We start from the raw sequence: 13039 nt of genomic DNA on the forward strand, positions 1-13039 counted from the left end.
CCGGTTCCTCCCAGATCAGCGAACGGGGCCGCTCGAAGAGACGGTCACGACCATCGGGTCGGCAGTCGGCCGGTACGTGAACGCCCGGACAGTCGCATCGCCGGCGGGAAGCACGTCTGGATCGGTGACGGCCAGGCGCGCCGTGCCTGCACACGCGTCGTACACGAGCGCGAGCGCTCGGCCGGCACGAACTTCGGCCTCGATCGCCTGAACGTAGCTCGCATTGTGTTTGCGGAGGAAAGCCACGTTCCGGGCCACGGTATCCATCGACGCGCCCTCTCCGTGCTCCGCAACGACGAGCCTCGTGGACGGGTCGGCGCGCCCGACGAACCTCTCGCTGCTGCAGGCCTCGAGCGGATAGCGTTCGGGACGCGCGACGACGAGCGCGATTCCGGCGCCGCCAAGCAGCACCGCCGTCGCGAGGACGATCACAGGCGCGCGCGAAGAGCCCTCGGGAGAAGGCGAAGGCGCCACCACCATCGTGACGGCCCTTCGTTGGAACGCGAAGCCGACCACCACGGCGACGAAGGGAAGAATCGCCGCTTGGGATTGGCACGCTTCCGTGATCCACGGCGGCGTGAACGGGAGCGATACCAGCAGGCCCGCCATGACGAACAGCACGAGCGACGCGATCGGCGCACGCCGCATCTTCACGAGCCGAACCAGCCCCACCACGAAGGCCACCACCACGACGGCGGCGCACGCTCCCATCGTCAGCGCATTCACGACGCTGTAGAGCCCCAGCGTTCGCGCCCAATGCATCACGGGCCCCGCATATCCGACCTCGTGGACGAGCCGCTGCAGGAGAGCCCCGTCTTCGAGCACGTGATCGTCGGGATTGTTCCATACGTACGAAAAAAGCCCGTGCGGAAGAGCAAGCCAGCACCCGACCGACGCGAATGCCGCCTTCAGGACCGAGCTCGGGTCCGCCAGGGCGGCGCGACCGACGATGTCCATCATCACGGAGAAGCGTGCGGACGGAGGCAAGGACAGGACCTCGGGATGATCGACGAACATCCGCGTGAAGTCGTCGCGGTGTAGCGCACCGTAGAGGATGGGAGGCAAGTCCGCCCAGGCTCCACCGCTCGAGGTGTGCGACGCAATCCATCGATTCATCCCATAAGCAAGGGCGGCTCCTCCGAGCCCTGCAGACGCGAGCACGGCCCGACCGCGAAGCGCTCTCGCCTGCAGTGTGCCCCAGACGAGCACGGCGGGAACGACGAGCATCGGACCTGCGCGTGCGAGGAGCGCGAGGGACAACGCCAAGACTCCGGCGACGAAATTCGTGATTCGCGCGCGCTGACGGTTCTCCCCCGCCGCGCGCAAGAGAAGACCGAACGCGAGCGCCGCGAGCGGGTAGCCGAGCGCTTCGGTTGCTACGAATCCCGCGAACCGACGTTGGAAGAAGGCACCGAGCAGAAACACCACGAACCCGGCGCTCGCCCCGCCGAAGCGACGCGCTTCGCTCGCAGCGAAGGCCGTCCCGAACCCCATCGCGACGGCATAAGTCATGAGCACGATGCGCAGATCGTTGCCGGTCACGTGGAGGAGCGCGGTCGTCAGCGCAGCATGCAGCGGACGACGCGACGCCATTTCGAACGGCAGCCCAGCGAGCAGGCGTTGGGTATCGGAATAGAACTGGCCAGAATCGCTGTATGGATAAATGCCAAGCAGAATGGCTGAGCGCCCTTCATGCCCCGTCGACCAGAGATGAGTCACGGCGCCGCACGACAAAGCGACGCAAATCACAGCAAGGACAACGAACGCGGGACGAGCGTCGAGGGGTTTCAGGACGTACCAACTCGCCGCCAAGACGAGCATGAACGCGAATGCGTCATGGCGCGGAAGCGCGTGAAGGCCCGCAAAAAGAACGATATACAGCGTGACGACGACGGCAGCGCCGATGGCCCTCAGGGCGAGCGTCCGCGGCTTTTCCCCCAAATCCACGGCGCGCACCGTAGCTCATCGATCGGCCACGATCACGCTCCACGGTCGACTCAACGCCAGAGGTTCGAGTGCGCGAGCTCGACCAATTCGGCGCCCTTTCCATCGATGACGGTGCGAAGTGCAAAGAGCCCGAATCCCTTCGCTTGTTGGAATTCGATTCGCGGTGGAATGGATAGTTCGAGGCGATTCACGACGACGTCGACGAGAACCGGTCCGTCGAAGCGAAACGCCGCCTCGAGTGCCGGCATCAAATCGCGAGGTTCAGTCACTCGAATGCCACGGATGCCGACAGCCTCGGCCATGGTCGCGAAGTTCGGATTGTCGAGCTCCGTCGCCGTTTCGCGGAGCCCTGCAGCTTTCATCTCGAGTTCGACGAAGCCGAGCGCACCGTTGTCGAACACGATCGTCTTGATCGGGAGACTTCGTTGTCGGAGCGTGAGGAAGTCGCCCATGAGCATGGTGAAGCCGCCGTCGCCCGAGAGGGAGACGACCTGGCGACCAGGAAACGCAACCTGCGCGCCGATGGCCTGCGGCAAGGCGTTGGCCATCGAACCGTGATTGAACGAGCCCAGCAGACGCCGTTTGCCGTTCATCCTCAGGTAGCGAGCCGCCCAGATCGACGGGGTGCCCACGTCGCAGGTGAAGATGGCGTCGTCCCCCGCGAGCTCGTTCACGAGCCGCGCAACGTACTGAGGGTGAACCGATCCTCGAATGCTGCCGGGCGTCGCGAGCTCGTCGAGCTCCCTTCGCGTGCGCGCGTAGTGGCGTAACGCGCGCTCCAGATGCTCCGTCGAAGTCTTCTCCACGAGACGTTCGAGCAGGAGCTCCGCGGTCTCGCGGACACCCCCGACGACCCCGAGGTCGACGCGCGTGCGCCGGCCGATGTTCTCCTGGCGCACATCGACCTGGACGGTCGCCACGTCGGGATAGAATTGGGCATACGGAAAGTCGCTCCCCAGGACCAGGAGCAAATCGCAGCTCGTCATCGCGTAATAGCCCGAGGCGAATCCGAGCAGCCCAGTCATCCCCACGTCGAACGGATTGTCGTATTCGACGAACTCCTTGCCTCGCATGGCGTGCACGATCGGCGCCTTCAGCTTGCGGGCGAGCGCGACGAGCTCCGTGTGACCTCCCGAGCATCCAGCCCCAGCGAGGATCGTGACGCGCCGGGCCGAATCGAGCAGGCGCACCACGCGTTCGAGCTGTTGTTCCGAGGGACGCACGTACGACGGCGCGGGCGCGATCGGCAGTGCGAAGGCCGGCTCTTTGAGCTTCTGCCAAGCAACGTCGCCGGGAACGACGAGCACGGAAACCCCACGCCGGGAAACAGCGGTCTCCATCGCGATCTTGAGCATGCGTGGAAGCTGCGCGGGATCGGCGACGACCGCACAATAGTCACTGCACCCTTCGAAGATGCGCTCGGGATGCGTCTCCTGGAAGTAGTTCGTTCCGATCTCGGCCGTGGGGATCTGCGCGGCAATGGCGAGAACGGGCACCCGGCTGCGATGGCAATCGTACAGACCGTTGATGAGATGCAGGTTGCCGGGACCACAACTGCCGGCGCAGACGGTGAGTCGCTTCGTCAGATGGGCTTCGGCGCCGGCGGCAAACGCAGCAACTTCCTCGTGCCTGACGTGCACCCATTCGAAGTCGCGCTCTCGGCGAATCGCCTCCGTGAGGGCATTCAGGGAATCGCCGGCAATGCCGTAGATGCGCCGAATCCCCGAGCGCTTCAGGGTCTCGAGCAGGAACGTAGCGGCGGTGACGGAGCCCATGGCGTCGGCCACGAGCCAAGCAAAACTTGCACCCGCCCGACGGTCGAGACCGCCGACGAGGCTGCGCTCACGGTCACTCGCTCACGACCGGGTCGGCGCGCTACCGCGGGCAAACGTCACCGAGGTTGCAGCTCTCGGGGTGTACTTCCGTCGGGAACGTCTGCCCCGGGCCAGCCTTGATCACGCCGCACCAGTCCTGCGCAGCAATCTCCGCACGGGCCGCTTCGACGTCGACCTCGCAGCGAACGATGTCGTTCACCGTCGCCTCGCAGTCGTCGAGGTTGTCGACGAAGCCGCCGCAGTCGTCGCTCTGCGAGAGCGGCTGTCCTTCGTACGACGCCATGCATTCGTCGTAGCGCAGCTGGCACCTGGACTTCGCGGCCTCGTCCTCCGCCGCGTTCATGCCGTCGAAGAATGCCTGCATCTTGCACAGGTAACGGTTCGTCTGCGCGACGACGGCCTCCGAGCGGACGTAGCGCCCGTAATCGTGACAGAGCCTCGCACGCTCGACCGGCGTGAGCGCGCTCGCCTTCTTCCAAGGATCCACGGTGGTGATGCCCGACGTCGACGTCGGAGATCCCGTGGTGCAAGCGGCGACGACGACGCCGACGGCAAGTCCGACGAACAAACGAGGCAGACGAGGCAGACGAGACAAGCGAGACACCCCTAAAGCCATGCGCTCGACCCCGTGCGGCTGGAGACCGAGACTCATACACCGATATCGTCGTATCGAGTCAACCACGCGATGGCATATCCACGTTCATTCACGCGCGCTCGCCTCACCCTTGCCCACACGCGAAAGCGGGCGCCAATCGAAGTTCGCCCGTCGATTCAAGGCGTGGACGGGCAAGAGCTTCTCGAGCTCGGCCGTTGTCAGGGCGAGTTCCGCAAGCCACGCCGCGTCCGCCCCGACGTTCGCGTTTACGTCCGCGTGGCCTTGATCGCCCAGCGCAGAGCCTCGCTCAACGTTCGTCGCACGGGCATGCGCAGGACTGCACTCACGGTGTCGTGTTCGCCGCCCATGGCCATCTGCGCGAGCTCCGGGCGGACCCCGCAAAGGACCATCTGGCTGCCGATGATGTGAAGCGTCTCGTCGAACCGGCGCAAGGTGTAGGCGATATCCTGATCCACGGCCGGGACGCCGCTGACGTCGAGGATGACCACTCGCGCGCGCGTGCGCGCCGCCTCCTCGACGACGGTCTGGCAGAGGAGATCCGACCGCTCGACGTCGAGGCGACCGATGACGGGCATCAACAAGACGCTCGGCCAGATCGGGAAAACGAGATTCGAGAGACGCATGATCTCGCGCTTCGCGGCGAGGATCTCCTCCTTCGCAGCTTCGAGCCCATCGAGCACCGTCGCGTGCGCAAGGCTTACTTCCTCGGCAAGGCCTTCGGCGGCTCGGCGCGCCGCCCGCTCACGTTCGAGCTCCTCGACGCAGCGCGCGAGGTCGGATTGTACGGCGAAAAGCTCGGTCGAATCGTTCATGCGTGGTGTCCGTGTGGGACATGCACCACCGCGCACTTGCGTCGAAGACGGCGACGGCGAACGGGCCCCCCCCGCAGCGCCTGGGCACTGCGCGCGACGGACCGCGCTCTTCGACAACTTCGTGGCGAAAGATGGCGAAAGATGGCGAAAGATGGACTGTGGACTTCTTACAACGGCTTTCCGACCGTACGATAGGCCGGGCATGGGTTCACGAGCAACGTTCGACTGGAGGCTTTCGCAACATGGGTGATCGTCTCGCATCCTTCTACGAGCAGGCAGAGTCCGTCGGCGGACTCGACGCAAAGATTCGCCTGGCGCTTCTAACGCGCATCCCGTCCACGCGCGCGCTCGTCGAGCCCGATTCGCCTCAGAACGTTTCCCGATTCGAAACTGCGCTGACCGAGATTCGTCGCGAGGCCGAGAAGCGCAAGACGGCCTCGACGACCACCGCGACGCGCGCGCTACCGGGCAACGAAGAGCTGCTCTGGGGCGTTCTCTCGTCCCTCCACGACGCCATGGTCGCCGTCTTCGATCAAGACGCGCGCTGCATGCTGGCGTGGGATTCACGATCGCTCGAGGCCCGCTACGGCAACGGGAAGAGCGGCTTCGTACGCGAGACCATCGCACGGCACATCGCCGACCAGCGAGGGCGCGACATTCGTCGGACCTTCGAGGTCGGTCGTGCGACCGAGAGCGAGATGGCCGTGGCGCTCGGCGCCCACGAAGTCTGGATCTCCGTTGCGCTCTCACCCATCCACGACGACAAGGGCCGCGTCACCTCGGTCGCGGCGTTCATCTCGGACGTGACCGAGCGACGACGCGCCGCGCTCGCCCTCGAGAAGAATGCCGAGCGCCTGCGCACGCACAACCGTGTCTTCGTCGAGCTCATGAGCCAGCGAACGGCACTCTTCTCCGATCCGATGGCCGCCTTCCGCCGGCTCACCGAGGCCGCTGCTCAGACGCTCGACGTGGCACGCGCGAGCATCTGGTTTTACGACGACGCCAAGTCCGGCATCACGTGCATCGACCTCTTCGAGAAGGAGCTCGACAAGCACTCGGACGGCGTGGTGCTCGCCGCGAAAGACTTCCCCGCGTACTTCGCCGGGCTGCTCGAAGAGCGCACGATCGCCGCCGACGACGCTCACAAGCATCCAATGACTTGCGAGTTCTCGGAGGTCTACCTGAAGCCGCTGGGCATCAACTCCATGCTCGACGTGCCCATCTGGGTCGATGGCCAGATGGTCGGTGTCGTCTGCCACGAGCACGTCGGAGCTGCCCGCGCGTGGACGCCGGACGAGGAGAACTTCGCCTACCTCATGGGCAGCATCGCCGCGCTGGTCCGCGCCCATCAGCGCCAATCATCGGCGAGCTCCTGATCGACCGAACACGCTGACGTTCGCCGGCGGCAGAGCGCGCGCGATCACTTGCACTCGGCGTCGCACGTTCCCGTGCAGATGCCTTCGCACGTTCGCGCTCCGCCGTCGTGGTAGACGCACGTTCCGTCGCAGAGCCCTTTGCACGTCCCGTTGGCTTGGAGGCCGCCGCCCGTGTCAGGACTCGCGGAGCAATCGCCTTCGCATCGTCCGTAGCAGACAACCGGACCATCCGTGGCGGTGCAGCGGCCGGCGCAATTCCCCTCGCAGGTGCCCTGGCAAGTTTCGCTCGGCCTTGCCTCGGGGAGGTCGCCGTGCCCCGTGTCCTCGACGTTCGCGTCCGACGTCGTTCCCGCATCCGTTGGCGACACGGGAGCGTCGGCTCGCGTGGTCGCATCGTCCCTCTGCGTCGAAGGCGGCGACTCGGACCCCGGAGCCGCGGCGTCGCTCGAGTCGCACGCAACGAGCACGGAGCCGAGCGAGAAGAGCGACGCGAAGACGGATACGAGGAAAGGAAGAAGCAGTGTCCGGCGACTCATCGCGCGGAAGATATCGACGTAGCCTCACGCGCGAATGAGCACTTCTTGCATTTTGTCGGCGGAACTCGCCGCAGTAGTCATTCGGTGAAGCGGTGCGAGTCAGCGGAGCAGGACGAACGTGGTCACGCTCATCGGCGGCATCGTGTAGTTGAACGCGCTCCCGGTGACGGAGCTCTCGCCGAGCGCTTGCGGCGTCGGCGTGCCGTCGACGAGTTGGTAGCGCGCGACCTTCGTGTAGTCGCCGGCGTTCGAGAGGTACACGTTGGTACTCAACGACGACGTCGTCTTGTTCAACGCGACCACGTAGCATTTGTTCGGGTCCGTCGACGACTGCATGGCATAGACGGACGTGGTCTCGACGTTCGACGTGGTGGCTGACACACTGACGTCGCCGACGCGCCCTCCGGCGCCGTCGTAGTTCACGAAGAGCTTCATCGCGCCGTAGATGTACGGCGAGTCTTCACGGTCCCAGTGGGTCGCGAGGAAGACGTCTTCGCGACCGAAGATACCGAGAACGTCCGCCTCGGCGATGCCGCCCGAGATGATCTGGCCGCCGCCGTGGTTGTATTCGGAGAAGGAGATCTTGGTCCCGGGGTAATTCGCGTCGATGGTCTCGTGGAGACGCGGAATCCATCGAATGGGCGCCTTCAAGTAGTCGTCGACGATCCAGCTCGTCTCCTCGTACGTGGGGTCCCAGAGGGAACGTGGCGCCTGCAGGCGAGCAGCGATCACGCCCGCCGTCTGCTGCGCGGTTTCGTCGAGCACGCGGACGCCGTCGCCCCGCGCTTCCGATCCCCAGTGCATGTCGAGCACGTCCACGAGGCGCCTGCCATTCGACTGCTCCGCCTTCTTCATCTCCTGCAAGTACCAGGTCATGTACTCGCCGTTGCTTCGGTCGGGCGCGTCCTGCAGGCTCATCATCTCGTTGAAGCCATAAGCCACCGGGCCGAAGACCATCGCCTTGGGAGCGCGCTCCTTGATCATCGACGCGAAGCGGATGGTCCGCTCCTTCATCTCGGCATACGTCGTGGCCGAAGGATGGATGAGGGCGTGCGTGCCGTCCCAGATGCTCGGCTCGTTGTCCAGCATGTAGAAGATCTTGCGCCCCGCAGCGAGGTCGCTCTGGAACGTGTCTTCGAAGAAGTCGATGGCTTCGTCTTGGTAGACGAAGTTGTCGCCCAGGCTCGCCACCGGCGCGGAGACATTTCCCGGTTTACGATCTTTGTTTTGCCGAAACCGCGTATTCGACGGGCTTGCTTGGGCCGTAATCGGCGGATCGAGCTTGTCGGCGGCGACATAATCGACAATCGGAATCGTGACGATCGGTGCCGCGCCATACTGATACGCGAGAAGAACACCGACGCGCACGGCTTCCCCAGGAACTTCGCTTTTGGCACCACATCCCACGAGATCGCAGACGCGATTCCCGCTGACGTTACCGTTGTCCTTGCCGCCGTTGGTCGCGTTGTTTTCCCAGTTGTAGGTCGTCCAGCGATTGCCGCCCATCCGGAATGCACCGATTCCGGTCATCATGCTGGTCTCGTAGTTCGTGCCGTAGATGTACGGCGAGATTGGATGGCGGCCGGCGCTCGCGTCGATCGTGAAGGTCACGTCGGCCGAAGGCAGCGGAGGCGTGGGCGGCGGCGAGGTCGGGCCCGAGGCACCGTCGTTCGACGTCCCCGAGTCTCCTCCCGTCGTGCCCGCGCCATTCGGGTCCCCGTTGCCGTTCGCATCGTCGCCCGCGTCACCATCGCAGTGCTGCAGGAGCAAGGCGACGAGCGGAAGACTGACGATGCAAGTGAGCGTCCGACGGCGAATCCACTTCGATCCCATACGAGCCCACGACACGATGGGCCAGTTCGAAAAGCAAGGATCGATTCCGCCTCGACACGAACGGCGTGCACGAATCCGTGGGCCTGGGCGCGGACGCTACGCCACGCTCGATCGGATTGAGGACTCCAGCCCTCGACGACACGAAGGCGGCGCGAGTGTCTCAGCGCGCGTGTCCCGGAACGCCGAGCCTATCCGTGGCCGGAACGAGGTCCGGCAAGCCGCCATCCAATTCGCAATCCGGGCTCTGGTCAAATTGAGGCACCTGCTGCCAAGACTGCACCGAGCGAAATGTCAACAACCGAAGCACCGGCGGCCACACGTCAACGGACGACGGCTCCAATGCTCGAATGAGGTACGGTCGGGGCGCGATTCGCTGGCGTTAGAAGTTCGCCGGCTGAGCAGCACGAGGAAGCTCTTACGCTCACGCGCAAGGGCCACAGGCTGTACGTCGGTATCCCCCAACCATGCCCCGCCTCCGCCGTAAGGCCAGAGGGCCCTTTTCCACGGCGTCGTTTGACGTAACATCGGGACCTGATGGCGTCCCCCTCAGTTCCCCGAACCAGTCTCTCAATCAAAGGAGAGACGGTACAACGCATCTACGGCAACTACGTCCAAGGCCAGTATATTGTCAACCGTCGCTACCAGCGAAAGCTAGTTTGGTCCATCGAGGAAAAGCGGGCGTTCATTGACTCGCTGCGCCAAGGCTTCCCCGTTCCGCTCATCCTCCTCGGCGAAGCATCGTTCGACAGCTCACCTTGTTTTGAAATTATCGATGGTCTACAGCGGCTCAACGCACTCACTTCGTTCATCGAAGGCGAGTTCGATCTAGACGGCCGCTATTTCGACCTAAAATCGATCCCAGAAACAAATGTGCCACTGGCGCAGGGGCATATGCACCAGAAGACCCCGATACTCTCCCAGCAAGAATGCGCGCGCATCGTAAGCTACGAGATAGCTAATTCCATATACCGGTTCCAGTCGGAAGCAGACATCGACGAGGTGTTTCGCCGCATCAACTCCAACGGCCGCCATCTGTCGAGGCAAGAGCTCCGACAAGCAGGCGCCACGGGCGTATTCGCGCAGCAGGTTCGACACCTGGCGACGCACATCAGGGGAGATGTCTCGGCTCGGGATAGGCTTAGACTCAGCGCAATGAAGGAAATAAGCATCACGAACAAGGACCTACCCTATGGCATCAACGTCGAGAATCTTTTCTGGGTCAAGCACAAGATCCTTACACGTGAATACGTACGCGACTCACGCGATGAAGAGCTAATCGCCGACATCATCTCATTCATGATCATGGATGACAAACCATCCTCCAACTCGGATGTCCTCGATTCATTTTTCGGGGTTGACACTGGAGACGACGGCGCGGCAAAGGACCGGTTCGGCGAGATCGAATCCGCCGCAAAGAAGCGCGGAGAGGCAGCAATACGTCGAGAATTCTTGGCCGTTCATGACGCGATCCGATCGGCCCTCGAATCAGCAAATCGCACCTTTAACGAACTAATACTGAGCGGTTCGGCCGCCCGAGCTCCTCGTTACTACCAAGCCGTATTTCTCGCCTTCAACAAGTTAATCAATGAAGACGGGATGAAGATCAGCAAACCAAAGAAACTCATTGAGGCTCTCGACGGCTTACGAAACTCAATCAACATCAGCGAAGGTGGCAGCTGGAGCGCAGTTCAGCGACAGGACACGGTCAACACCATAGCAGGACGAATTCAGCCTGCATTCTCGAGACGGCGCGCGTCGGATCCGGCTACCGAGTCATGGGTGACGGAGTTCGAGAACATTCTACAGGCATCGAAGACGGAGAACGCGCTCTACGACTTCAAGATTGGCGTTCACGATCTAACTCCGGAAAAGTCCTTCAACGCGAATGCCATGGCAAGCATTGGCTGCACAATCGCCGCAATCGCCAATCAAGGGCCCCATTCACGGGGATACGTACTCATCGGCGTCGCGGATTCTCCGGCCAGCGCAAAGAGACATGGCGACATCTACGGAAGCTCTCCCATCGACTGCAAAGGTTTCCATGTAACGGGTGTAGACGACGAATCGAGCGCGAAGTTCCCAAGCCTAGATCGATACATTCAGTTCTTCACTCAGCAGCTATCGAACCAGCCCCTCCCGAAGGGAATATTGAACCAAGTATCGCAAAAACTGCGTGCGATATCATATTTCGACAAGACCGTCATCGTCATAGAGATCGGTGCAACAAGCGAGCCCGTTGCATACGACAAAGAGATCTGGATTCGCCGAGGACCGCACAACCACAAACTCAGCGCAGCGGAAGTCGTTGATCTAACGCTTCAGTTCATGCGCTCCGAGTAGGAGCGAACCTAGAGTGTGTTGGTGGCTCTGTTGATCCGTGTGACTTCCTACCGGCGAGGACTACTGGCGACGCGATGGACACTGTGCGATGCCTATCGAACGTGTGAAGCCTACGAAGACCGAGGAACCGCGTTCGCGGCCGGAGAAGCCGCCTGCCAGTTCATGACGCGCTTCACGAAAGCGAATCATTCGCTGTACTTCGAGTTCGTCGACGAAGAACGCGCACTCAGTCGCCTCGAAGCACGAGACGGTGCTCTCGTCGACTATCGGTGTCCATTGTCTTCGAGCACACGAACGACGGCGCCGCCCAGCTTGAACCACGTCGGCGCGAGCCTGACGGCATCACGTTCGGGGCAGCGGACGTCGTCCCTCGAATGCTCCTCGCGACAGAGCTTTCGAGGCTCTCGCTCGGCGACGCGACGGTCGTTCCTTCGGAAGCGCCCCTCTCGACGCGGCGCGGCTCCGTGCGACGCTCGATCTCGGACAACGCGGCTCCATCGCCGTGGAGGTCGCGCCGCACGTGGGTTTCGTGCTCGTTCGTCACTCCTTGTCCTCCGTCGATGATCCGCTCGAGAGCTATCTAGCTTACGAGCCGCGGCTCTCGTTCGAGACAAACGGAGCATCGTTGCCTCGGATGTGACCATCGGTTACATTCGGCCCATGGCAACGATGCGCGAGCTAACCTTCGTAGAGGCCGGGAAAGTCGAGTTTCGCGAGGCGCGTGTGCCGACGCTCGAAGGGCCTGGTGAGGCGCTCGTTCGACCGCTCGCCGTCTCTCGTTGCGATCTCGACTTCGTCTTCACGCAGGGCAAGGCTCCCGTCACTGGGCCCTTCCCGCTCGGTCACGAGTGCATTGCCGAAGTCCTCGAGGTGGGAGATTCCGTTCGAAGCGTAGTGCCCGGCCAGCGCGTCATCGTTCCGTTCCAGATCAGCTGCGGAACGTGCGATGCCTGCACGAAGGGGTTCACCGGATCGTGTCGCACGGTGCCGAAGCTCTCGGCCTACGGCTTGGGGCCCTTGGGTGGCGGAACCGCGTTCGGCGGCGCGATCTCGGACGTGCTGCGCGTGCCTTACGCGGACGCGATGCTCGTGTGCCTGCCCGACGGCGTGAGTCCGATCGTCGCCGCCGCGCTCGGTGACAACGCCGTGGATGGCTTTCGTACCGTCGCCGCGGCTCTCGCACGCAATCCCGGCGCGAGCGTGCTCGTCGGTGGTGGCGGAGCGCCGAGCGTCGGGCTCTACGCGGTCGCGGCGGCACGCGCACTCGGCGCCTCGAACGTGGTGTACGTGGATCCCAACGACGGGCGTGCCGCCGTTGCCGAGAAGCTCGGCGCGAAGGCCGTTCGCGAGAAGTGCACGCCCGCCCTCCGCCTCGGACGGTTTCCCATCACCGTCGACGCCACCGCGCGCGAAGAGGGGCTCCGATTCCTCCTCGGAAGCACCGAGCCGGAAGGCACGTGCACGAGCGTCGGCATCTACTTCGCCGACGTCGCCCTCCCCCTCTTCGAGATGTATACTCGCGGCGTCACATTCGTCACCGGCCGGGTCCACGCGCGGCGTGAGATCCCGGCTGCGCTCGCGCTCGCCGCTCGAGGCCTGCTCGACCTTGCCCCTGTCGCGACCACGATCGCTGCGTGGGATGCCGCTCCTGAGGCCTGGATCCTTCCGGCGCCCAAGCTCGTCCTACATCGTACATGATCGCGCCCGCTCGACGGCGGGTGGCGAAGTGTGCTTGATGAAGCGG

Annotated in this window: 9 protein-coding genes; 3 read left to right on the forward strand and 6 right to left on the reverse strand. The window is 63.6% G+C overall.

Annotation, left to right across the window (positions count from 1 at the left end):
- Positions 1 to 15 precede the first annotated feature (15 nt).
- The 4 genes from AKJ09_RS48475 to AKJ09_RS48490 form a co-directional block, all read right to left on the reverse strand.
- Complete coding sequence (locus tag AKJ09_RS48475) at positions 16 to 1947, reverse strand: hypothetical protein (protein ID WP_146654662.1); 1932 nt, start codon at positions 1945 to 1947, stop codon at positions 16 to 18.
- A 50-nt stretch (positions 1948 to 1997) separates the two neighbouring features.
- A complete protein-coding gene (gene poxB, locus AKJ09_RS48480) occupies positions 1998 to 3722 on the reverse strand; it encodes a ubiquinone-dependent pyruvate dehydrogenase (RefSeq protein ID WP_146656295.1) in 1725 nt (574 codons plus the stop codon).
- Between the two features lie 100 nt (positions 3723 to 3822).
- Entirely contained in the window at positions 3823 to 4377 is a 555-nt protein-coding gene (locus AKJ09_RS48485; protein ID WP_146654663.1) for a hypothetical protein, read from the reverse strand.
- A 266-nt stretch (positions 4378 to 4643) separates the two neighbouring features.
- Positions 4644 to 5210 (reverse strand): STAS domain-containing protein, encoded by a 567-nt coding sequence (locus AKJ09_RS48490; protein WP_169928564.1) that lies wholly within the window; start codon positions 5208 to 5210, stop codon positions 4644 to 4646.
- Positions 5211 to 5452: 242 nt separating this feature from the next.
- Here AKJ09_RS48490 and AKJ09_RS48495 point away from each other — a divergent pair, with 242 nt between their 5' ends.
- Positions 5453 to 6586, forward strand: a complete 1134-nt coding sequence (locus AKJ09_RS48495; protein ID WP_169928565.1) for a GAF domain-containing protein — start codon at positions 5453 to 5455, stop codon at positions 6584 to 6586.
- Between the two features lie 44 nt (positions 6587 to 6630).
- Here the strand turns inward: AKJ09_RS48495 and AKJ09_RS48500 are convergent, their stop codons facing one another.
- Both AKJ09_RS48500 and AKJ09_RS48505 read right to left on the reverse strand, forming a co-directional pair.
- A complete protein-coding gene (locus tag AKJ09_RS48500) occupies positions 6631 to 7122 on the reverse strand; it encodes a hypothetical protein (RefSeq protein WP_146654666.1) in 492 nt (163 codons plus the stop codon).
- Between the two features lie 99 nt (positions 7123 to 7221).
- A complete protein-coding gene (locus AKJ09_RS48505) occupies positions 7222 to 8970 on the reverse strand; it encodes a glycoside hydrolase family 44 protein (RefSeq protein WP_169928566.1) in 1749 nt (582 codons plus the stop codon).
- 519 nt (positions 8971 to 9489) lie between these two features.
- Here AKJ09_RS48505 and AKJ09_RS48510 point away from each other — a divergent pair.
- Positions 9490 to 11295 carry a GmrSD restriction endonuclease domain-containing protein gene (locus AKJ09_RS48510; RefSeq protein WP_146654668.1) on the forward strand — a complete coding sequence of 602 codons (1806 nt, stop codon included), beginning with the start codon at positions 9490 to 9492 and terminating at the stop codon, positions 11293 to 11295.
- 660 nt (positions 11296 to 11955) lie between these two features.
- Complete coding sequence (locus AKJ09_RS48515; protein WP_205633992.1) at positions 11956 to 12993, forward strand: alcohol dehydrogenase catalytic domain-containing protein; 1038 nt, start codon at positions 11956 to 11958, stop codon at positions 12991 to 12993.
- The last annotated feature ends 46 nt before the right edge of the window (positions 12994 to 13039 follow it).

The sequence above is a fragment of the Labilithrix luteola genome, assembly GCF_001263205.1.
Lineage (GTDB): Bacteria > Myxococcota_A > Polyangia > Polyangiales > Polyangiaceae > Labilithrix > Labilithrix luteola.

Coding starts and splice junctions, on each gene's coding strand:
- poxB (WP_146656295.1), bottom strand. CDS start 3,722: ATGGGCTCCGTCACCGCCGCTACGTTCCTGCTCGAGACCCTGAAGCGC.
- AKJ09_RS48490 (WP_169928564.1), bottom strand. CDS start 5,210: ATGAACGATTCGACCGAGCTTTTCGCCGTACAATCCGACCTCGCGCGC.
- AKJ09_RS48495 (WP_169928565.1), top strand. CDS start 5,453: ATGGGTGATCGTCTCGCATCCTTCTACGAGCAGGCAGAGTCCGTCGGC.
- AKJ09_RS48500 (WP_146654666.1), bottom strand. CDS start 7,122: ATGAGTCGCCGGACACTGCTTCTTCCTTTCCTCGTATCCGTCTTCGCG.
- AKJ09_RS48510 (WP_146654668.1), top strand. CDS start 9,490: ATGGCGTCCCCCTCAGTTCCCCGAACCAGTCTCTCAATCAAAGGAGAG.
- AKJ09_RS48515 (WP_205633992.1), top strand. CDS start 11,956: ATGGCAACGATGCGCGAGCTAACCTTCGTAGAGGCCGGGAAAGTCGAG.